Origin of the sequence: Rugamonas apoptosis (genome assembly GCF_014042355.1) — a bacterium.
In the GTDB taxonomy this organism is placed as follows: domain Bacteria; phylum Pseudomonadota; class Gammaproteobacteria; order Burkholderiales; family Burkholderiaceae_D; genus Rugamonas; species Rugamonas apoptosis.
This window is the reverse complement of sequence record NZ_JACEZU010000002.1, coordinates 580,834-602,841: the sequence shown is the minus strand read 5'-3', so window position 1 is coordinate 602,841 and position 22,008 is coordinate 580,834. Positions and strand designations below refer to the sequence as shown.

General features: G+C 66.4%; 18 protein-coding genes. 13 read left to right on the top strand and 5 right to left on the bottom strand.

Annotated elements, in window-relative coordinates; translation table 11 throughout:
• Positions 1-19 precede the first annotated feature (19 nt).
• Both H3H39_RS06335 and H3H39_RS06330 read left to right on the top strand, forming a co-directional pair.
• On the top strand, positions 20-1,795 hold the full coding sequence (locus H3H39_RS06335) for an acyl-CoA dehydrogenase C-terminal domain-containing protein (protein ID WP_182152489.1): 1,776 nt from the start codon (positions 20-22) through the stop codon (positions 1,793-1,795).
• A 38-nt stretch (positions 1,796-1,833) separates the two neighbouring features.
• Positions 1,834-2,637, top strand: coding sequence for an enoyl-CoA hydratase-related protein (locus H3H39_RS06330; RefSeq protein WP_182152488.1), 804 nt, complete (start codon positions 1,834-1,836; stop codon positions 2,635-2,637).
• Between the two features lie 104 nt (positions 2,638-2,741).
• Here the strand turns inward: H3H39_RS06330 and H3H39_RS06325 are convergent, their stop codons facing one another.
• A complete protein-coding gene (locus tag H3H39_RS06325) occupies positions 2,742-4,340 on the bottom strand; it encodes a GMC family oxidoreductase (protein WP_311196863.1) in 1,599 nt (532 codons plus the stop codon).
• 157 nt (positions 4,341-4,497) lie between these two features.
• Between H3H39_RS06325 and H3H39_RS06320 the strand changes: the two genes are divergently transcribed.
• Entirely contained in the window at positions 4,498-7,230 is a 2,733-nt protein-coding gene (locus H3H39_RS06320) for a winged helix-turn-helix domain-containing protein (protein WP_182152487.1), read from the top strand.
• 12 nt (positions 7,231-7,242) lie between these two features.
• On the opposite strand, the gene H3H39_RS06315 is transcribed toward H3H39_RS06320, so the two are convergent.
• Positions 7,243-7,407, bottom strand: coding sequence for a rubredoxin (locus H3H39_RS06315; RefSeq protein ID WP_182152486.1), 165 nt, complete (start codon positions 7,405-7,407; stop codon positions 7,243-7,245).
• 10 nt (positions 7,408-7,417) lie between these two features.
• Positions 7,418-8,314, bottom strand: coding sequence for a fatty acid desaturase (locus H3H39_RS06310; RefSeq protein WP_182152485.1), 897 nt, complete (start codon positions 8,312-8,314; stop codon positions 7,418-7,420).
• Positions 8,315-8,537: 223 nt separating this feature from the next.
• Between H3H39_RS06310 and H3H39_RS06305 the strand changes: the two genes are divergently transcribed.
• The 7 genes from H3H39_RS06305 (at position 8,538) to H3H39_RS06275 (ending at position 16,050) form a co-directional block, all read left to right on the top strand.
• Positions 8,538-9,221 (top strand): OmpW/AlkL family protein, encoded by a 684-nt coding sequence (locus tag H3H39_RS06305; protein WP_182152484.1) that lies wholly within the window; start codon positions 8,538-8,540, stop codon positions 9,219-9,221.
• A 19-nt stretch (positions 9,222-9,240) separates the two neighbouring features.
• Positions 9,241-10,779, top strand: coding sequence for a coniferyl aldehyde dehydrogenase (locus H3H39_RS06300; protein WP_182152483.1), 1,539 nt, complete (start codon positions 9,241-9,243; stop codon positions 10,777-10,779).
• Between the two features lie 28 nt (positions 10,780-10,807).
• Complete coding sequence (locus tag H3H39_RS06295; protein WP_220461442.1) at positions 10,808-12,031, top strand: NAD(P)/FAD-dependent oxidoreductase; 1,224 nt, start codon at positions 10,808-10,810, stop codon at positions 12,029-12,031.
• A 66-nt stretch (positions 12,032-12,097) separates the two neighbouring features.
• Positions 12,098-13,318: an acyl-CoA dehydrogenase family protein gene (locus tag H3H39_RS06290; protein WP_182152481.1), complete on the top strand. Its 1,221-nt coding sequence runs from the start codon at positions 12,098-12,100 to the stop codon at positions 13,316-13,318.
• A gap of 61 nt (positions 13,319-13,379) precedes the next feature.
• Positions 13,380-14,168: an enoyl-CoA hydratase/isomerase family protein gene (locus H3H39_RS06285; RefSeq protein WP_182152480.1), complete on the top strand. Its 789-nt coding sequence runs from the start codon at positions 13,380-13,382 to the stop codon at positions 14,166-14,168.
• A gap of 114 nt (positions 14,169-14,282) precedes the next feature.
• Positions 14,283-15,260 carry an NAD(P)H-dependent flavin oxidoreductase gene (locus H3H39_RS06280; RefSeq protein WP_182152479.1) on the top strand — a complete coding sequence of 326 codons (978 nt, stop codon included), beginning with the start codon at positions 14,283-14,285 and terminating at the stop codon, positions 15,258-15,260.
• Between the two features lie 202 nt (positions 15,261-15,462).
• Positions 15,463-16,050, top strand: coding sequence for a helix-turn-helix transcriptional regulator (locus H3H39_RS06275; RefSeq protein ID WP_229217885.1), 588 nt, complete (start codon positions 15,463-15,465; stop codon positions 16,048-16,050).
• 50 nt (positions 16,051-16,100) lie between these two features.
• Here H3H39_RS06275 and H3H39_RS28330 read toward each other — a convergent pair whose 3' ends face one another.
• Positions 16,101-17,798, bottom strand: coding sequence for a methyl-accepting chemotaxis protein (locus H3H39_RS28330; RefSeq protein WP_182152477.1), 1,698 nt, complete (start codon positions 17,796-17,798; stop codon positions 16,101-16,103).
• Positions 17,799-18,049: 251 nt separating this feature from the next.
• Here H3H39_RS28330 and H3H39_RS06265 point away from each other — a divergent pair, with 251 nt between their 5' ends.
• On the top strand, positions 18,050-18,829 hold the full coding sequence (locus H3H39_RS06265) for an IclR family transcriptional regulator (protein WP_182152476.1): 780 nt from the start codon (positions 18,050-18,052) through the stop codon (positions 18,827-18,829).
• A gap of 41 nt (positions 18,830-18,870) precedes the next feature.
• Here H3H39_RS06265 and H3H39_RS06260 read toward each other — a convergent pair whose 3' ends face one another.
• Positions 18,871-19,800, bottom strand: coding sequence for a LysR family transcriptional regulator (locus H3H39_RS06260; protein ID WP_182152475.1), 930 nt, complete (start codon positions 19,798-19,800; stop codon positions 18,871-18,873).
• A gap of 231 nt (positions 19,801-20,031) precedes the next feature.
• Here H3H39_RS06260 and H3H39_RS06255 point away from each other — a divergent pair, with 231 nt between their 5' ends.
• The gene (locus H3H39_RS06255) at positions 20,032-21,108 is read left to right on the top strand and encodes a phosphotransferase family protein (protein WP_182152474.1); all 1,077 of its coding nucleotides are present in this window, start codon (positions 20,032-20,034) and stop codon (positions 21,106-21,108) included.
• A 32-nt stretch (positions 21,109-21,140) separates the two neighbouring features.
• Positions 21,141-21,911, top strand: a complete 771-nt coding sequence (locus H3H39_RS06250; protein ID WP_182152565.1) for an SDR family oxidoreductase — start codon at positions 21,141-21,143, stop codon at positions 21,909-21,911.
• Positions 21,912-22,008 lie beyond the last annotated feature (97 nt).

The window sequence follows — 22,008 nt, the reverse complement described above, 5'->3', positions numbered from 1 at the left end:
CCACCACAAGGAAAACCGCATGACCACTTACCAGGCTCCGCTCCGCGATACCCTGTATTCCCTGCTGGATTTGCATGGCTACGCAGCCCACTACGGGGCGCTGTTTCCCGAGGCCGGACTCGACGGCGAAACCGTGCGCGCCATCCTGGAGGCCATGGGCCAGTTCGCCGAGGGCGAGCTGGCGCCGCTCAACGCATCGGGCGATCAAGCCGGCGCGCGCTGGGCGGCGGGCCGGGTCAGCGCGCCGCCCGGTTTCGCGGCGGCGTATGCGCGCTTCGTGGCGGACGGCTGGCCCGCGCTGGCCCAGGCCCAGGCGCATGGCGGCCAGGGCTTGCCGTATTCGCTGCACATGGCCGGCGCCGAGTTCCTGCAGGGCGCCAATCAAGCCTGGTGCATGTACGCCATGCTCAACGATGGCGCCATCAAGACCCTGCTGGCCGGCGCCGCGCCGGAACAACTGCGGATGTTCCTGCCCAAGCTGGTGAGCGGCGAGTGGACCGCCACCATGTGCCTGACGGAAGCCCAGGCCGGCTCCGACCTTGGCTTGCTGAGCACGCGCGCCGTGCCGCAGGACGATGGCAGCTATCGCATCACGGGCAACAAGATTTTTATCTCCTCCGGCGAGCATGACCTGGCGCCCAACATCGTGCACCTGGTGCTGGCCAGGTTGCCCGGCGCGCCGCCCGGGGTGCGCGGCATTTCGCTGTTCGTGGTGCCGCGCCGCCACGTGCTGGCGGACGGCGCGCTGGGCGGGGAAAACCAGGTGAGTTGTTTGTCCATCGAACACAAAATGGGCCTGAAGGGCAGCGCCACCTGCGTCATGGCCTTCGACGGCGCGCAGGGCTGGCTGGTGGGCGAGGCGCATCGCGGCATGGCGAGCATGTTTATCTTTATCAACAAGTCGCGCCTCGGCGTGGCCACCCAGGCCGTGGCCCAGGCCCAGGCGGCCCATGCCGATGCGCTGGCCTATGCGCGCCAGCGGCAGCAGGGCCGGGCGGCCAGCGGCGCGGCGCAGCCCGGCGCGTGCGCCGACGCGTTGATCGAGCACGCCGACGTGCGGCGCATGCTGTTGCTGCAAAAGGCCATCGTCGAGGGCGGGCGCGCGCTGGTGCACCATTGTGCCCGTTGGGTCGATCTGGCCGATGGCCCCGGCCAGGAGGGGCGCGAGCGCGCCGCGCGGCAACTGGGCCTGCTGACGCCGATCGCCAAGGCCTGCCTGTCGGAACTGGCTTGCGAGGCGGTGGACCTGGGCATCCAGGTACTGGGCGGCCATGGTTACATGACGGAATGGGGCATGGAGCAGCGCCTGCGCGACGTGCGCGTGACCCGCATTTATGAAGGCACCACGGGGATCCAGGCGATGGATTTGCTGGGACGCAAAGTGCTGGCCGATGCGCGGCCCTTGCAGGAGTTCGCCGACGAAGTGCGGGCCTGGTGCGCGGCCTGGCAGGACGATGCCGGGATGGCCGACCTGGTGACCCGTTTGCGGGCGGCGCTGCGGAGCTGGCTGGACGCCACCGCCGCGCTGGCCGAGCGCGCCCCGGACGAGCCGGACCTGGTGGGCGCGGTCGCGGTGGACTATCTGATGCTGGCCGGCTACGTCGTGCTCGGCTACATGTGGGCGCGCGCCGCCGCCGTATCGGGCGGGCGCGACGGAACCGACGCCATGCACGCCGGCAAGCGCCAGACCGCGCGCTTCTACTTCGACTGTGTGCTGCCGCGCATCACAACCCATGCCTGGCTGATCGAGCACGGCGCCGCCGCCCACGGCAAGATCGCGGCGGCCCTGATTTGAACCTGCCCCTGACACCAATTACCCGCGGAGATGAACTGATGACGACCGATTATGTATTGAGCGAAGTGAGCGATGGCATCGCCACCCTGACCCTGAACCAACCGGCGCGGCTCAACGCGCTGACCTTCCCGCTGGTCGAGGCATTGCGCGCGGCCCTGGCCGAGGTGACGGCCCGGCCCGAGGTGCGGGCCGTGATCCTGACCGGCGCCGGCAAGGCGTTTTCCTCGGGCGCCGACCTGGGCGGCATGGAGCCGGACGCGCCCGATGGCAAGAGCACGGGCGAACGGGTGGCCGACTGGATGGAGCGCGCGACCAATCGCCTGATCCTGGAGATGTGCGAGTCGCCAGTGCCCATCGTGTGCGCCCTGAACGGCGCGGCCGTGGGGGGCTCGGTCGGCATGGTGCTGGCCGCCGACATCGTGGTGGCGGCGCGTTCAAGTTATTTGTACCTGTCCTTCATGCCGGCCCTGGGGCTGGTGCCGGACATGGGCGCGAGCTGGTTGCTACCGCGCCGCATCGGCGGCGCGCGCGCCATGGGCCTGACCTTGCTCGGCGAGCGCATCGGCGCCGAGCAGGCGGAGCAGTGGGGCCTGGTGTGGCGCTGCGTGGAAGACGCGGCCCTGCCCGACGTGGCGCGCCTCATCGCCAGCCGCCTGGCGGCGCTGCCGGCCCATGCCGCGCTGGAAGCCAGGCGCGTGTTCGCGGCGGCCGACAGCAACAGCCTGGAGCAGCAACTCGCTTATGAACGGGACCGGCAGCGCGAGATGATCGACCTGCCCGCCTTCGCCGAGGGCGTGCGCGCGTTCGCCGCGCGCCGCCCGCCCGTGTTTCCGGGCCGTTGATGGGGCGGCCCGAACGCGGAACGAATGCGGAACCGAACGCGGAACCGAATGCGGAACCGAATGCGGAACCCCGCCGGCCCGGTGGCCGGCGTGAATGCCGGCCGTCAGCCCGCGCCGAGGATCAGGTCGGCGGCCTTCTCGGCGATCATCACGGTCGCGGCATTGGTGTTGCCACCGATCAGCGTGGGCATCACCGATGCGTCCACCACGCGCAGTCCCCGCATGCCATGCACGCGCAAGTGCGCGTCCACCACCGCCTCGCCGTGCGTCCCCATCGCGCAGGTGCCGACCGGATGGTAGACGGTGTCGGCACCGGCGCGGATCGCCGCGCGGATGGCGTCGTCGTCGTCCAGGTTCTGCGCGTTCAGGCCGCGCGGGCCATGCCGCATCAGGGCCGGCTGGCCGAGCAGGTGGCGGGTCAGTTTGAAGCCGGCCACCAGCGTGTCGAGATCGGCCGGATGGTCGAGGAAGCGCGGGTCGATCACGGGTGCGGCCAGCGGATCGGCGCTGGCCAGGGTGACGCTGCCGCGCGAGCGCGGCCGCAGGCAGCATACGTGGGTGGAGTAACCATGGCCCCAGCGGACGCTGCGGCCGTGGTTCTCGACCATGGCCAGCAGAAAGTGCAGTTGCACATCCGGCGCGCTCAGGTCCGGCCGGGTTTTCAGGAAGCCACCCGCCTCGGCGAAATTGGAGGCGACGAAGCCGCGCCGTTCGCGCCGCCAGCGCAGCATCTGCCCCAGCATCCTGGCGCCGCCGGCCAGCGAAAAACCGGCCAGGTCAAGGTGGTCGCAACGGCTGACGAAGGTGAAGTCGATATGGTCTTGCAGATTGCGTCCGACACCGGGCAGCGCCTGCACCACCGGGATGCCGGCGGCCTGCAGGGCCGTGGGCTCGCCGATTCCCGACAGCATCAGCAACTGGGGCGACTGGAACACGCCGGCCGAGACGATGACCTCGCCGCGCGCGCCGATCGACTGGCGCACCCCGTCCCGGAGGAATTCGACGCCGCAGGCCCGGCCGTCGAGCGTCAGGATGCGGCAGGCGTGGGCGTGGGTCAGCACCTGCAGGTTGGCGCGCCTGCCGATGTACGGTTCCAGGTAGGCCCGGGAAACGGAGCAGCGCTCGCCGTTCACCTGGTTGAGCTGGAAGCGCCCGAAACCTTCCTGTTCGGCGCCGTTGAAGTCGGCGTTGAGCCGGTAGCCGGCCTGGACCGCCGCGTCCAGGAAGCTCTGGGTGAAGCCGTTCCCGCTGCGCTGGTCCATCACGGGATAGGGGCCGCTGCGTCCGTGGAACGGTTCTCCCATGCGTTCGTTCGATTCCGCGCGCTTGAAATAGGGCAGGACTTCCGCATAGCTCCAGCCCGGGTTGCCGAGGGCGGCCCAGTGGTCATAGTCGCTGCGGTGCCCGCGCACATAGGCCATCGCGTTGATCGACGAGGATCCGCCCAGGCCGCGGCCGCGGGGCTGGTAGCCGCGCCGTCCGCCCAGCCCCGGCTGCGCGACCGTGTCAAAGGCCCAGTTGTGGGCATTCCTGCGCGGCATCAGCGCGGCGGCGCCTATCGGGGCGCGGTGCAACAGCGTATCGCTGGTGCCGCCCGCCTCGAGCAGGACGACCCGCGCCGCCGGGTTCTCGCTCAGGCGCGCCGCCAGGACGGCGCCGGCCGAGCCGGCGCCGATGATGATGTAATCGACTTCGTTTATCACATTCGGTCTCCTTGTGGTTTTCCCCACCTTAAATGCGGGAGGGGAAATAGAGACCACCCCTAAGTGGGGCTCGCACGCGGTTAAAATGCCATGCGGGGCTATGGTGTCGCTTAAAACAAACAGAACCGGCCGCGCCGTATCAGGGGGAGACGAAGTAATGACGATGAGATCGCCGGCGGCGGGCCGGCCCCAGCCGGAACCGGCCACGCCGCCCATGCTCGCCAATGGCGCGCGAGGCAAGCTGGCGCCGCCGTATTGGGCGTTCGAAGCGCTGCGGCCCAGGGCCTTGCTGGCGCTGATCGAGGCCACGCAACTGCCGAAGCTGGTGCGCGTGAGCGCGCCGCCCGGCTACGGCAAGACCGTGCTGCTCGCCGAACTTTACCGCGCGCAGGCGGCGCGTCACCGCTGCCTCTGGCTGTCACTCGACGACCGCGACGACTCGGTCGCGGAGCTGGCCTATCTGCTCGATGTGGCGCTGGCGCATGACGGGCGCGATGGGGCGGCGTCCAGGGCCGGCGCAAGTCTCGTGGCGCACGCCAACGAGGCGGCGGCCGATACCATCGTGGACAAGATCGCGCACCTGGCGCGGCCGACCGTCATCTTCATCGACAACCTGCAATGTTGCCAGGATGCCCAACTGGGTGGCTTCATCGATCACCTGGTGTTCGGCTCCGGCGCCCACGTGCGCATCGTCATCGCCAGCACGGTGGCCATTCCCGTCGACGGCGCGCGGGCGCGGCTGGAAATCGGCGGCGTCGATATCGGCGTCGACCAACTGCGTTTCGCGTACGCCGATATCGAGCGGCTGTTCCTGGCGGCGGGCGGGCGGCTGCCGCAGCCACCGACGCTCGCCGCGATCGAGGCCTTGACCGAAGGCTGGCCGGCGGCCGTGCGGCTGCTGCAAGTGCTGGTGGGAGAAGGCTGGTCCGACGCGGATGTGCGACAGCGTTTTTCCGGCGACGATCATGACGTCGCCGCCGTGCTGATGCGAAGCTTGCTGAGCAGCTTCGAGCCGCCGCTGGTGGGTTTCTTGCAGGAGATGGCCTTGCTGCGGGAATTCAATGCCGAGCTGGCGGTCCATGTCAGCGGGACTGCCCAGGCGACAAGCTGGATCGCGCAGATACTGGAGCGCAATGCACTGGTGTTTCCGCTGGACCGTGGCCAACGCTGGTTGCGTATGCATACCCTGCTGCGCCAGCACCTGCTGGCGCAGGGGCGGCTGGCCATCTCCGCCCAGCGGCGCCGGCAGTTGCTGGAGCGCGCGGCCCAATGGCATGCCGGTCATGGCGACCTGGCGACGGCCATCGATCTGGCCATCCAGATCCCTGCGCTGGAACAGGCATCTGGCTGGCTCGACCGGATCGCGCGCGTGGTGGTCGGCGATCAAGGGCGATTCGCCCTGTACATCCGCTGGATCGATTGCCTGCAGGCCGCCGGCACGGAAGTTTCCCTGAACGCGATGGTCTGGTACGTGTGGGCCCTGTGCTTTTCGCTGCGCTACGAGCAGGCCCGTGGCGCCATCGATGCGATCGATGCGCGCGTGGCCGCCATGGAAGGGCAGGGGCTGGCGGACCGGGAACTGGACATGCGCCTGGGCGTGATGCGGGTCGTGGTCGGCGTCAATCTCGACGCGCTGGCCGATGCGCATCGCGAAGCCCTGTTGTGGCTCAAGGGATATGAGGCGCGCGACGCGCTGGGGCTGGCGACCGTGGCGTCGGGCGCGGCCCTGGTGGAGCTGGCGATGGGCGAGCTCGATGCCGCGCAGCGCCACATGGAGACGGCCAGCGGCGCGGCCGAGCGCGCAGGCAGTCCCTACGGGCATGCCTGGGTCGCCACCGTGAAGGCATCGATCCATCTGCAGCGGGGCGCCCCGGGGCGTGCCAGCGACGTGCTGGCGGCGGCCCGTCCCGGCGTGGCCGAGCTGGCTGGAGCCGATTCGTACGCGGTCGCGGTGATGGACTTCGTGCACGCCCGCGCGTTGCTGGACCTGGGCCATGTCGGCGAGGCGCGCGAAGCCGCGGCCAGCGGCCTGCGCATGGCGGCGCTGCATGGCGTGGTCGATACGGTGGCGCAGGGCTTGTCTTGCTGCGTGGCCCTGGCCGCCTTGCCGGGCGAGACCGGGTTTGCCCTGGATGCGCTGGAAGCCGTGGCCCATGCCTATCCGCCGCGCCTGGCCCGGATGTTGTGCGCCGCGCGCGTCCGGCAACTGCTGCTGCAGGGGCGGATCGAGGAAGCCAAGGCGCTGGCCAGGCGCGGCCTGCCGCCCGGCGACGCCACCGTGCCCAGCCAGGGCGACGTATTGATGGCGGCGCTGGAACTGGATGCGGTGGGCGGAGGCTCGGCCAGCCGCTGGGAAGCGATCGCGAGCGAAGTCAAGCGGGCCCAGACGCAAGGGCGGTTGCGTGACCTGGTCGAGCTGCGATTGCTGGCCTGTCACCTGCGCTTGCGCGATGGCGACCAGCGGCAGGCGCTGCGGCAGTTGTCGATGGCGTTGATGGAGGCGGCGCCGCAGCAGCTGGTGTGGCCCTTGCTGAGCCGCGCGCCGCAGTTGCAAGCGCTGCTGGCGCAGGCCAAAGCGAGGGACTTTGGCTTGACGCAGGTGGCGGAACTGGCCTTGCTTGAACGCTTGTGCATCGCGGCGGGGGCGGCGTCTGCGCCGGCAGCGTCGGTCAATGACGTGCAGCTCGACAAGCTGACCGCGCGCGAAGTCGAGTTCCTCCAGTTACTGGAACAGGGCTTGAGCAACCAACAGATTTCAGATCGCACGGGCCGTTCGGTGGAAACCGTGAAATGGCATCTGAAAAATCTGTACAGCAAGCTGGGCGTGAAAAACCGGGCCGCGGCGCTGGCGCGGGCCCGTATCTTGCGGATACTGTCCCCGGCCAGCTAAGCCGCCCCGGGCTTATTCGTCGAGCAGGTGATAGTCGGCCTTGCCCGCGCCGCAATCAGGGCAGATCCACGTCTCCGGCAGGTCTTCCAGCCGGGTGCCCGCCAGGATGCCGTTGGCGGGATCGCCTTTGGCCTCGTCATAAATATGCGAGCAGAAATTACATTGCCAGGTTCTCATCGCGTTCTCCTTAATTGGCCGCATGGACCGTGGGCCGGATGGCGAAGCCGTGCTGCACCTGCAGGTTGCGCTTGCGTAATTCCGGCTCCAGCAGCCGCCAGGTCTGGGGGTGTCGGTGCGACGGCATGCTGGGGAACAGGTGGTGGATCAAATGGTAGTTGTGGAATTGGAACAAGGGATGGAGCAGCCACTCGTGCCCGAGCCGGATCGAGGTTGCCAGGGTCACGTCGTGCGCGGCGGGCACGTCGTTTTTCACATGGGGCAGCCAGAAGAACACGAAGCCGGTGGTGACCAGCGTGATCCGTGACGGCACGAACCACAGCAACAGCACTTCCCAGCCATAGCCCAGATAGGTGAGCACCGCGACGGCGCAGGCGGTCAGCGCCGCCGTCCGCACGGTGACGCGCAGGGCCCGTCTTCCGCTCGCATCGCCATGGCGCAGCACGAAGATCATGTAGCCGACGTCGATCAGCAGAAAGCGAAACGGCATCGACCACCATGGGCCATGCAGCCAGTTGTCCGGATCGTTGGAGCCATTGGTGAAGCGGTGATGCTGGATGTGGGCCCAGCGGAACAGGCCGAGGCCGACGTGCGGCGCGAAAAACAGCAGGGCAAAGCGGCCCATCCAGTCATTGAGCGACTGGTTGCTGGCCGCCGCCCGATGGATGGCGTCGTGCACCACCGTGAAAGCCCAGTACATGAAGAAGCTGTTGAGGGCCGCGCCCGTCAGCAGCCCGATCTGGCCGCGCAGGGCCAGCAGATCGGTCACGCCCACCCCCAGTACGACCAGTGCCAGGCACAGCGCCACAGAGGCGGAGATGGTGGGGATCCGCAGCAAGGCGCGAAGCCGCGCCTGCTTGTCGGGGGGGACGGTGAACGCGGCGGCGGGGGATGAGGTCATAGTCATGGATGTCTCCGGTTAGTTGTAGTTGCGGGAAGCACCGGCCACGGTGGCGCTTCCCGGTAGTCGTGGTTCAACTGCTGTGGTGAGCCGACCTGCTGAAGTCTAGGGCCGGAAGCCACCACCACACCCACTCTTTAGGGTGGTGTGGGGCCGCTGGTTTGCATGGAAACTCCAATCTACAAACAGATGTGGCCGCCAGAGGCCATCCACCGGATTGGAGACCAGCATGAAATATCGTTCAACGGCGGGATTGATCGCCCTGGTGGCGTGCCAGGCGCACGCCGAAATCGCCACCCCGGAGCTGTCGCCCTGGACCGTCCGCGCGGCGGCCGGGCTGATCCGCTTCCACAGCGACACCAGTGCGGAAATGCCGCGCGGGCAAACGGTGCCGGGCGCGCGGGTCGACGTCGACAACAATACGAGCGTCGGGCTCGATGTCGCTTATCAGATTGCGCCGCGCTGGCAGTCGCTGTTCGCCCTTGGGCGGCCGCCGACCACCACCTTGCACGCGGCTGGCGTGCTGGGCGCGTACGTCCAGCCGAACGGGCCATTGACGGGGGTGCTGGGGAAGATCAAGTACGCGCCGCTGATGTGGACCGTCATCTACAGTCCGGGCAGTGTCGGCCCGGTCGAACCCTACGTGGGCGCCGGCGTCAATTACACCCGGACCGTCTCCACCCGCGATGGCGATACCGCCGGGCTGTCGGTGGACAACGCCTGGGGTAGCGTGATCCAGGCCGGTTTCAACCTCCCTGTCGATCGCCGCTGGAGCGTGTTTCTCGACGCCCGCAAGGTCTTTGTCAAAACCAAGGCGACCGGCTACGTTCCCGCGCTGGGCGCGATGCCCGTCGGTCTGACGATGCGGCTGGACCCGCTGATGGTCTCCGCCGGCATCAGCTATCGCTTTTGAACGCACCGGAGAGCCACGCATGAACACGATAGTCGCCACCCCATTACCTGCTTCGCCGGCCTATGTCGATCCGCTGCCAGCCCATGCGCCACCGGCGCGTGCCGCCAGCGTGGATCTGGATCAGCCACCGCCGGCGCACCTGGCGCAGTTGCTGGCGCGCCAGCGCGCCGCCTATCTGGCCCAACCGTATCCCGACGCCGCCCAGCGCAAGGACAAGTTGCGCCGCCTGCTGAAGGCCTTGCGCCAGCACCAGGATGCGCTGTGCGACGCGCTGTCGGCGGACTTCGGCATCCGCTCGGTCGCCGAGTCCAAAATTGGCGACCTGCTGACGGTGGCGACGGCCATCCGCCACACGATAGGGCAGCTGGACAAATGGATGAAGCCGCGCCGCCGCAGCGCCGAGCTGCTGTTCGCGGTCAACAGCGCCTGGGTCGAGTACCAGCCCAAAGGGGTGGTCGGCATCATCGCACCCTGGAATTTCCCCGTCTATTTATCGCTCGGTCCGCTCGTCGCCAGCCTGGCCGCCGGCAACCGCGCCCTGATCAAGATGTCGGAATTTTCGCCCCATACCACCCGCGCCCTGAGAACCATGCTGGCCGACGCGTTCGAGCCGGACGAGGTATGCGTGCTCGGCGGCGACGTGGAAGTCGGGCGCGCCTTTTCCGCGCTGCCCTTCGACCATCTGATCTTCACCGGCTCGACCGTCGTGGGGCGCCACGTAATGCGCGCGGCGGCCGAGAACCTGGTGCCGGTGACGCTGGAGCTGGGCGGCAAGTCGCCGGCCATCGTATCGCGCAGCGCGTCGGTGGCGGAGGCGGCGGCCCGCATCGCGCACGGCAAGGGCTTTAACTGCGGCCAGATCTGCGTCGCGCCCGATTACGCGCTGGTGCCGCGCGAACGCCTGGACAGCTTCGTCGAAGCGGTGAAGATGCATTTTCGCCGGATGTATCCCGCCACCAGCGTGCGCGACGCGGACTACTCGAACGTGGTGACGCCGGCCCACGCGGAGCGGCTGCACCGGATGCTGGCGGACGCCCGCGCCAAGGGGGGCAGGGTGATCGCTTGCGAGGAGGGCGCGCACGGCCAGCGCCTGCCCTTGCATCTGGTGCTGGATGCGAGCGATGACATGGCGGTCTGTCGCGAAGAGATTTTCGGCCCCATCCTGCCGGTCATCGCCTATGACGATGTTGAGCAGGTCATTGCGTACGTGAACGAACGGCCCAGGCCGCTGGCCCTGTACTGGTTTGGCGCCAACAAGGCCGAGAGCGAGGCGCTGCGCCGCCGCACCCACGCGGGCGGGATGACGATCAATGACTGGGGCTGGCATGTGTTTCAAAACGATTTGCCGTTCGGCGGCATTGGCGCCTCCGGTTCCGGCAGTTACCACGGCATCGAGGGATTCCATGCCCTGTCGCATGGCAAGTCCATCTTCAGGGAGCGCCCGTGGTTCCCGATCCGGCTGCTCCATCCGCCGTACGGAAACCTGGCGCAGCGGTGGGCGTTGAAGTTGTACCTGGGAACGCAGAAAGGCCGTACCGATGTCAACACACATAAATAAGGGCAACCCGGACCAGGACCGGGTTCCTGTGGCCGTGATCGTCGGCGCCGGGATGGCCGGACAGGAGCTGGCGTTCAGCTTGCGCCAGTACGGTTGGGCGGGCCGCATCGTCCTGCTGGGTGAAGAGGCGCATCTGCCTTACCGCCGTCCCGAACTGTCGAAGTCTTTGCTCGCCGCGCACACGGACGCGGACGCGCTGTCGCTGCGCCCCGGCGCCGCCTACGACAGTGCGGGGATAGCGCTGCGGCTGAATACCCGCGTGGCGTCGATCGACCGGCAGCGCCGGACCCTGCGCTTGAGCGAGGGCGCGGAGCTGGGCTACGACGTGCTGGTGCTGGCGACCGGCGGCAGGGCGAGACGGCTGCCGCTCGAGGTGCCGGCTGGCGTGGCGATTCACTACCTGCGCGGGTTCGACGACGCCGCGCTGTTGCACAAGCAATTTGTGCCAGGCAAGCGTCTGTTGATGGTCGGCGGCGGTTATGTCGGGCTGGAGGTGGCGGCCCTGGCCGCCGCGGCCGGCCTGCGGGTGGTGGTGGCGGAGGCGATGCCGCGGCTGCTGGCGCGCGTCGCATCGCCCGAGTTGTCCGCGTTTGTCGAGCGCGCCCATCGCCAGGCGGGCATCGAGCTGAGGCTGGGCGCGACCGTGGCCGCGCTTGCGCGGCATGGCGGGCGTTGCGAGGCGCGCCTCAGCGATGGCGCCACCGTGGTGGCCGATATCGTCGTCGGCGGCATCGGCATGACGCCCGAAGTCGCGCTGGCCGAGGCCGCCGGACTGGCGATCGCCAACGGCATCGCGGTCGATGCACTGTCCAGGACTTCCGACGCGGCGATTTATGCCATAGGCGACTGCTGCGATCGTTTCCATGATTTCCTGTCGCGCCGGATCCGGCTCGAATCGGTGCCGAACGCCTCGGAGCAGGCCCGGCGGGTGGCGGCGCAACTGACGGGACGGCCCGTCCCGGCCAGCGGCGTGCCCTGGTTCTGGTCGAATCAGGGCGAGCAGAAGATACAAATTGTCGGCGTGTTCGAGGCCGGATTGCGGACCGTGTCACGTCCTGGCCAGAGCGAAGGGCAGCTCAGCGTGTTCCATCTGGCCGGCGACCGGATACGGGCGGCCGAGTGCGTCAACAGCCCGGCCGACTTCGCGCAAGCCAGGAGGCTGATCAGTTCGCAAACCAGCGTGCCCGATCATCAGCTGGCCGACGCCGCCTTTCCATTGAGCGCCATCCAGGCGCTCGCAGCCTGCACTTGAACAACATCGGCCGCCGCGCGCAATCCCGCGCCACTGACGGCGGAACCGAACCAACAGGAGAACACAATGCACCACCCAGTACGACGAGCCGATACCTTGTTTCATGACGCATGGTTGCCGGAAGAAACACGCCGGATCCGCGCCGAGGTGCGTGAATTCGCGCGCGACGTGATCGCCCCCGCCGCGCACCAACTCAACACCCGGCCAGAAAGCCGGGAAGCGTTTCCTCGCGAGCAGTTCGATGCGATGGCGCGCGCCGGCCTGTACGCCATTCCGTTCCCGGCCGACGTGGGCGGGCGCGGGCTGGAATTTCCCACGCTGGCGACGATGACCGCGCTTGAGGAACTGGCTTACTACTCGCGCGGGCTGGCCTCGGCGCTGTACGACGGCCAGGCCATCTTGGTGGGCAAGACGCTGGAGCAGGCGCCATCGGCCGTGCGCAACAAATACCTGCCGGGGCTCATACGCGGTGAATTTGTCGGTTCCTTCGCCACCAGCGAGCCGGAAGCGAGCACCGACCTGTCGGCGGGATCGATGCGCACCACGGCCACGCGGGTGGAGGGCGGATGGCGGATCCGGGGCCGCAAGCGCTGGATCACCAACTCGGTGGCCGCCGACTGGATCGTGGTGCTGTGCCGCACCGGCGAGCGGCTCACCATGCTGATGGCCGATATGCGTGCCGAGGGCGTATCCGTCGGCAAGCCCGATCTCAAGATGGGCAACCATGCCCAGCTGACGGCCGACGTCGTGTTTGAGGACGTGTTCGTACCCGATGAGCGCGTGCTCGGCACCGAGGGCGGCGGTCTGCGTGTCGCGCTGGCCGCGCTGGCGCTCGGCCGCGTCGGCATAGGCGCGATCGGCGTCGGCATGGCGCAGGCGGCGTTCGATACCGCGACCGACTACATGTGCAAACGCAAGGTGTTCGGCCAGGAACTGGCGCGTATGCAGCATTGGCAATACCTGTTCGCCGAGCATGCGGTCGGGATCGAGCAGGCCCGCAACCTGTACCAGAAAGCCGCTTACCTGCACGACACAGCGGGCGGTGCGGAAGTCGAAGCGGCGATGGCCAAGCTGGCCGGCAGCCGCCTGGCGGTGGACGTGGCACGGGATGCGATTCAAGTGTGCGGTGCCTATGGCTTTGTGCGCGAGCTGTCCGCCACGGGTGACTTGATGCCATTGGAATCCATCTACCGCGACGCCAAGATCGGCGAGATTTACGAGGGCGCCAATGAGATTCAGAAATGGGTGATTGCGCGCAATATTTTTGGCCGTGAGTTCACGGGCTGAACGGCGCTAAAACACCATGAAAATTCTAGACAAGATAAATGGGGAACCGGGGGAGATGGCCATGAGTATGCCGGATGCGAATCACGTTGTATTGACCCGCGACGGCGATGTCGCGACCCTGAGCTTCAATCGCCCGGCGGCATTGAACGCGCTCGACGTGCCGACGGCGGCGGCTTTCCTGGCGGCCTGCCGTACCTTGGCCCGTGATCCCCAGCCAAGGGCGGTCGTGATACGCGGTGAAGGGAGGGCGTTCGGCGTGGGCGGCGACTTGGCCGCGCTGCGCCAGGGCACCGGCGAGACGGTGCTGGCCTTGATCGAGTATATGCATGAAGGCATCAAAATCCTGGCCGCGCTGGATGCGCCCGTCATCGCCAGTGTGCATGGCGCCGTGGCCGGCGGCAGTTTGAGCCTGTCGCTGGCGTGTGACCTCGCCATCGCGGCCGAGGGCACGCGCTTCAACCTGGCCTACACCAGTGTGGCCGCCAGTTGCGATGTGTCGGGTTCCTGGAGCTTGCCGCGCATGGTCGGATTGCGCCATGCGCTGCGGATCGCCTTGTTGTCGCCGACCGTGGACGCGGCCGAAGCGTTGCAGCTTGGCCTGGTCTGTCGCGTGGTGCCGGCCTGGCAGCTGGAACAGGAAACGCGGGAGCTGGCGCAGCGGCTGGCCGCCGGGCCTACCCTGGCCTACGGCCGCATGAAACGCTTGATGCGCCAGTCGTTCGAGCACGACTTCGCCAGCCAGCTCGACGCGGAACGCGAGGCGTTCAAGGCCAGCAGCGAGACGGCGGACTTCAGCGAGGCGATCGCCGCCTTTTTCGACAAGCGGCCCGCCGTGTTCAAGGGCGGCTAAGCCATGCTGCTCAAACGGCACGAGCGACGTGCAGCGCATCGTCATCGCACGGCGGATGGAAGCCGACTGGGTTTGAAATATTTTGCAAAGTGAATTTATAAGGTGAGACCTACCATGAAGACTCGAATCACTGAACTGTTTGGCATCCGCTATCCCATCATCCAGGGCGGCATGATGTGGGTGGGCGTCGCTGAAATGGCGGCCGCCGTCTCCAACGCCGGTGGCCTGGGCGTCTTGACCGGCCTGACCCAGCCCACCCCTGAAGCGCTGGGGGCTGAGATCGACCGTTGCCGGGCGATGACGGACAAGCCGTTTGGTGTGAACCTGACGATACTGCCATCGGCCAATCCGCCTCCCTACGAGGCCTATCTGGATGTCGTCCTCAGTAAAGGCGTGAAGATACTGGAAACCGCCGGGAACAATCCCAAGGAATTCATCATCAAGGCCAAGGCGGCGGGCGTGAAGATCATCCACAAATGCACGTCGGTGCGGCATGCCCTGTCCGCCGAGCGCAACGGCGTCGACGCGATTTCCATCGACGGTTTTGAATGCGCGGGCCATCCGGGCGAGGATGACGTGGGCGGCCTGGTGCTGTTCGCCGCCGCCGCCGACAAGGTGAAAATCCCCTTGGTGGCCTCGGGCGGCATCGCCGATGGTCGCGGCATGGCGGCGGCTCTTGCGTTGGGGGCCGAAGGTGTGAATATGGGGACCCGGTTCTGCGCGACGCGGGAGGCGCCCATCCACCAGGATATCAAGGAGGCGCTGGTGCGCGCCGGCGAGCGCGATACCAACCTGATTTTCAGGACCCTGCACAACACCGGGAGGGTGCTCAAGAATGCCGTTTCGGACGAGGTGGTGGCGCTGGAGACGCGCGCGGGCGGTTGCGAATTCAAGGACATCCATCATTTGGTCGCCGGCGCTCGTGGCAGAGCCGCGCTCGGCAGTGGAGAAGTGGATGGCGGACTCGTCTGGGCCAGCCAGGCGGTCGGACTGATACACGATATTCCCAGTTGCGAGGCGCTGCTCGAGCGCATGGCCGCGGAGTGCCGGATGGCGATTGAACGCCAGCGCATGGTCTTCGCGTCGCGGTAAGCGGAACTGGCGACAGCGGGAAGTCCGCGCTGGATGGCTGGGATAAAGCGATCCGGACGCGCCAATAACCATGCGCGAGGTGACCATGATTGTTCCAACACAGCCTGGGTCCGGCGCCGGACCCGTCGATGAGCCACCCGGCGGTGCGGCGGGCGGCCCGCACCGGCATGGCCCGACTGGTTCTTCCGGCCTGGGTATGGCCTTGCACACACTGCCATCGCCGCTGCACGTGGTGCGCGTCTTAAAGCTGAGCATGGCGCGCTTGGACCTTAACCTGGAAGCCCTGTTCCTGGCAGCGGGGCTCGATGAGCACGAACTGCAGGCCTGCGATGAGCAATCCTTGTCGGACCGGTTGAGCGCGCTGTGGAGCCTGATGGTGGCGCGCACGGGCGATCCCTTGATCGGGTTGCCGCCGGACGATCCGTGCCGGCCGGAAGCGGAGCTCCCCGTGAGCATGTCGGCCCGGGTACTTCAGGCGTTGACGCAGGCGCTGGGCGATGGCGGACCGCTGCGGCAAGTGGTCGCCGCCAGGCTGTTCGTCAGTGAACGTACGCTGCAGCGCCACTTGGCCATGGAAGGGACCAGTTTCAAGGCGCTGCTGGACGCCACCCGCCGCGAGCTCGCCAGGCAAGCGTTGGTGGCTGGCGGGCTGCCTCTCAAGCGGCTGTGTGGCCGGCTCGGCTTCTCCGATCCGAGCGTGTTGCACCGGGCGTGCCGGCGCTGGTTCGGGGCCACCCCGTGCGAGCTGGCCAGCGGCCGTCGCCAGGCGCCGCCGGCGGAAGCGGAGTAACGGCCACCGGCCGGCAGAACGAGGGGGCATGGCGCGCCGGCCATCCCGGATTAAATCGCTTCCCACGCTCCGGCTGCGACTGCGACGGGCTTGGGCCTGGCCACCGCATGGGCAATTTCAGGCGTCGCCTTTTTAGCGATGGATGGGGCAGGTGCTTTTGGGGCGGCAACCGGTTTCAGCATCGTCGAACGGATGGATGCCTGGCGGCTGTCCAGTTTGAACACGCCGACCGCTTCCGCCAGCTTGCCGGCTTGATCTTGCATCGCTTCAGACGCGGCGGCGGCTTCTTCCACCAACGATGCGTTCTGTTGCGTCACCTGATCCATCTGGGCGATGGCCTGGTTGATCTGGTCTATGCCTGCGCTCTGCTCCAGGCTGGCTGAGCTGATTTCGTTCACGATGTCGGTGACACGTGTGATGCTTTCGACGATCTCCTGCATCGTCGCGCCGGCTTCGCCCACCAATTTCGACCCTGTGTCGACCTCGTTCACCGAGTCATCAATCAACTCCTTGATTTCCTTGGCGGCGGCGGCCGAGCGCTGCGCCAGGGTGCGTACTTCGGAAGCCACCACCGCGAAGCCACGGCCCTGCTCGCCGGCGCGCGCCGCTTCCACGGCCGCGTTCAAAGCCAGGATATTGGTCTGGAAGGCGATGCCGTCGATGACGCTGATGATGTCGGCGATCTTCTTCGATGATGCACTGATCGAGCCCATCGTTTCAACGACTTTGGCGACGACGGCGCCACCTTTGCTGGCGACCTCGGAAGCGGACAAGGCCAGTCCATTGGCCTGGTGCGCGTTATCGGAGTTCTGCCTGACCGTCGAAGTCAATTCTTCCATCGACGATGCGGTTTCTTCCAGCGAGGACGCTTGCTCTTCCGTACGTGATGAGAGGTCTAGGTTGCCGGCGGCGATCTGGCCGGAGGCCGTGGCGATGGTGTCGGCGCCGGTACGGACTTCCGAGATGATGGTGACGAGGCTCGCCGTCATGTCCTTCAGCGCATGCAAAAGCTTGCCGATCTCATCGGTGGAATGCACTGCGATATCGTTCGACAAGTCACCGCCCGCGACTTTTTCGGCGATTTCCACCGCATAGTTGAGTGGAATGGTAATGCTACGGATCAACCAGACACCGATCCCGATGCCCACGACCAGCCCGAAGACGAGCAAGGAAATAAACACGACTTGAAGCGTGGCAAAGCGCTGCTGAGAACGTTCATACTCGCTTTGACCGACGTCCAGCTGTATCTGGATGAGCTTATTGGACACCTCACGGATATGCTCGGATATGGGAAGAATTTTTCCATGCAACAGCGCTGTCGCCCGTGGCAGGTCTTGTGCGCGCAGCGCGGCGACGGCTGGCCGCATGCCTTCTTCCACGAATTGTTTTCGTACCTTGATGAGCTCGTCGGAATAGTTTTTCTCTTCGGGCGTCAAGTACGTGGCGGTATACGCCTCCAGCGTTTCAGTCGCCTGTTTGACATCCGCATCGACCGCGTCCATCTTTTTATTGATCTGAGCGAGATCGCCGCTAATGGCGCTTGCGACGCGCACCTGGTTACGCAGTAAGTTCCTGATCACTTTATCAAGTTGCCCCAACGCGACCAGGCGATCCTGATAGACGGTTTTAAGTGAAGCATTGGTGGTGCCCAAGCTGAAAAGGGCTACGCCGCCAAGGAACATCATGCCAACGGATAGAAACCCAATAACAAATATCAGGCGCGATTTGATTGATATATTTTTTAACATGAATTTCTCCCTTGCCATATCGTTTTTAAACTTCCCGCCAGCAACGCGCGGCCCATGCGTTTTCCATCCGAGCTGGCAACGCATCGGGGATCGCATACAATGTGTCCGTAAAGCGATACGGCTGTCCAGTATACGGACTAGGATTCCCGTGTCAATGGCGGGGAATTGTGTCCGGCAGGCGGACTGGTACAATCGCGGACCTCTGGGTGGCCTGTTGGTCGCGCTGGCTTCTTACGGTTTTGGAGACTCTATTGGCAGATGAGAAATTGAATGACAACGTGCGGGCAGTAGAGCGGGCTCTGGATATCCTCATGGCATTCACCGCGAGTGATTTCGAGCTGACTGCGAGCGAGTTACTCAAGCGGGTTGCCTTGAGCCGGCCCACCCTCTATCGGCTGCTGGGCACGTTGCAGCAGAGCGGCTTCATTACTTCGACCGGGGAGCCGCAACGGTTCCGGCTCGGGTCGTCGGTTGCCCATCTGGCGCACGTGTGGGCGTCGCGCCAGGACATTCATTACCTTGCCCAGCCTATGTTGCGCCGGCTCTGGGATGCGACCGGAGAAACGGTTTCGCTCTTCATCACGCAAGAGGGAAAACGTTTGTGTGTCGCAGAAATCCCCAGCGCGCACCCATTGAGCTTAAGGCGTGGAATCGGATATCAGGAAACGCTCATTCTTGGCGCCGGCGGGCGAGCCATCCTTGCGTTTGACGATCAACCAAGGCATGACATTGAAGAGTTGCTGCGTGCGGCGGACATCACGCCCGCCGAGCACCACAACAAACTCGCGTGGATAAGGGAGCATGGTTACGCCGTCAGTCGTGATGAACTGATGGTAGGGGCCACCTCGGTTGCGGCGCCGTTCTTTGGCGGTGGCGGGCGAGTAGAGGGCGCCATGTGCGTCTATGGCCCCGGCGCGCGGCTTAATGATGAAAAAGTGGAAGAAATTGCGCGGTTATTGATGCGTGAATGCGAGCTCTTGTCCGCCGCACTGGGATTTCGCCGCCCCGATGCCGTGACGGCAAAGCAGTGATCCTGTGCGACCTGCCGGCGGAACCTGTGCGCCGCCCCGGATCATTGCTCCGGCGGCGCCAGCATTGACTGCTCCCGCATCACCGCGATCGCCCGTTCCCGGAACCATTGATGCACGCGATCCGGATCGCGCAATTCATGCCAGTACGCGAAGATCTGGTACGGCTTCACCCGCAGCGGCAGCGGCTTGACGACGATGGGCAGCAAGGCGGCCAGGCGCAGCGCGTAAAAGCGCGGTAAGGTCAGCAGCAGGTCGCCGGAAGCGGCGATCTGGCAGGCCGCGAAATGGTGTTGGCAGAACAGGTGGATCTTGCGGTACCGTCCATCGTTGCCAAGCAAAACGTCCAGCGTATTGGGCTCGCCCGTCGATGACACGCACACATGCTGCGCCGCGAAGTAATCGGCGCGGGTCGGGGTGCCGTGCGCCAGCGGATGGTCGCGGCGCATGACGACGACGTGGGTTTCGTCGAACAGGTAGGCGCTGGCCACGCGCGGCCCCACCCGCAGCTGGCGCTCGATTACCAGGTCCAGCTGGCCGCTGGCCAGCGCCCGTTCCACTTCGTCCAGCGGCACGCGCCGGCTGGCCAATCTGAGGCGCGGCGCTTCGCGCGCGAAGGTGGCGGCCAACGCGGGCAGCGCCATCGATTCCAGCATGTCGCGCGTGCCCATCGTCATTTCCATATCCAGCGTCGCGGGTTCGACTTCCGCCTCACTGCGCAAGGTGCCCTGCAAGCCGTGCAGATGACTTTGCACGGCGTCGATCACCGCCAGCGTGCGCTCGGTCGGGACGATGCGGTTGCCTTGGCGGACGAACAAGGGATCGTCAAAGTGCTCGCGCAAGCGGTTCAGCGCATGGGTCACGGCCGGCTGCGTCAGGTGCAGCGCGCGCGCGGCGGCGGTGATGCCGCCTTGCTGGTAGATCGCGTCCAGTACGCGGAACAGATTCAAGTCGATGCGGTTGTCCTTGGACATGGTTGGGCGCAGTGTATGGGTGAGTCAGGCATATTAATCCCATTCATACCTGAACATTATAAATATTCATTTTATGGATGGGCTCAATTCGCGTACGCTGGCCGTATCGCAACAGCTTGGGCTTTACATCATGGACTACTCCCGTTTTGAACGTAGCCGCGCGTGGACCGTGCGCGGCGTGGCCGCCAACCTTGCATCGCAGCGGCGCAACGCCGCGTGGAGGGCAGGGGCATGAGCGCAACCGTCACCGACGCGCGCCCCGTGCGCGATGAAGACCGTCTCGATATGGCGCGCCTGGACGCTTACCTCAAGGGCGCCATCGCGGGCCTGGAGGGAGAACCGGAGCTGCGCCAGTTCCAGGGCGGCGCTTCCAACCTGACTTACCTGGTCAGCTATGGCGAACGTTCCCTCGTGCTGCGCCGCGCGCCGGCCGGCGCCGCCGGCGCGGGCGCGCATGACATGCTGCGCGAGGCCGGTGTGATGGCGGCCCTCAAGCCAAGCTATCCTTACGTGCCGGCCATCCTGGCCCGTTGCGACGATCCCGCTGTCGTGGGCGCGCCGTGCTTTGTGATGGAATGCCTGCCCGGCATCATCCTGCGGCGCGACCTGCCGGCCGGCCTGGGGCTGGACCCCGCCGGCGTGCGCCAGCTGTGCACCAATGTGCTGGACCGCCTGATCGAACTGCACGGCGTCGATACGTCGCGCCCGGAGATCGCGGCGCTGGGCAAGGGCGAGGGCTATGTGGCGCGCCAGTACGACGGCTGGACCGGGCGCTGGCAGCGCGCGCTGACCGACGGCACCGATGCCTGCGAGGACGTGGTGGCGTGGCTGGGCGCCGTGCGGCCGCAGCGCGATACCCGCCAGTGTGTGATCCACAACGACTATCGCTTCGACAACGTGGTGCTCGATTCCGCCGATCCCACGCGGGTCGTCGGCGTGCTCGATTGGGAAATGGCGACCCTGGGCGACCCGCTGATGGACCTGGGCGGCTCGCTGGCCTACTGGGTGGAAGCGGGTGATGAGCCAGCGTTCCTCGCGTCGCGCCGCCAGCCCACGCATGCGCCGGGCATGTTGACGCGCCGCGAAGTGCTGGCTTACTACGCCGAGCGCACCGGCACGGATATCGGTGACTTCGCGTTCTATGAAGTGTTCGGCCTGTTCCGCCTGATGGTGATCGCGCAGCAGATCTACCGCCGCTACGCGCTGGGACAAACCACCAATGCGCAGTTCGCGGGCTTTGGCGAGATGGTGCGCTACCTGGGCCAACGCTGCCGGGCCGTGATCACCACGGGCGGGAGCGTGCGATGAGCGAGACGACTAACCTTGAGAAGACCGCCAGCATGAACGCCAGCACGCTGTTCGACCTGACAGGCAAGGTCGCCCTGGTCACTGGCGCCAGCCGTGGGATCGGCGAGGAGGTCGCCCGCCTGCTGGCCGCCAGCGGCGCGCACGTGATCGTGACGAGCCGCCGCCGCGACGATTGCCAGCGCGTGGCCGACGACATCATCGCTGCCGGCGGTTCAGCGGAAGCGGCGGCTTGCCACATCGGCGAGCTGGCGCAGATCGAAGCGCTGTACGCGTACATCACCGCGCGCCATGGCCGCCTCGACATCCTGGTCAACAACGCGGCCACCAGCCCGTACTTCGGCCCCATCGCCGATACCAGCGCCGACGCGTTCCAGAAGACGGTGGATGTGAATATCCGCGGCTACTTCTTCATGTCCACCCACGGCGCCAAGCTGATGGCGGCCAATGGCGGCGGCTCCATCATCAACGTGGCGTCCGTCAACGGCGTGATCCCGGGCCTGCACCAGGGCATTTACTCGATCACCAAGGCGGCCGTCATTTCCATGACCAAGGCGTTCGCGGTCGAGATGGCGCAAGCGGGCGTGCGCTGCAACGCGCTGCTGCCGGGCTTCACCGACACCAGGTTCACCAGCGCGCTGAAGGAGTCGCCCGCCGTGCTCAAGCAGTTGCTGGCGCACGTGCCCATGCGCCGCGCCGCGCAGCCGTCCGAGATGGCGGGCACGGTACTGTACCTGGCGTCCGCCGCGGCCAGCTATACGACGGGGGCGATCCTCAATGTCGACGGAGGCTATCTCTGCGTGTGAACCACCGTTGAGGCGGACCTGAACCGGCCGCAACGCGGCGTTACTCCCATGCCAATCTGGCGCTCGTGGCACGGCGCCCGGCGTACACTGGGCCGGC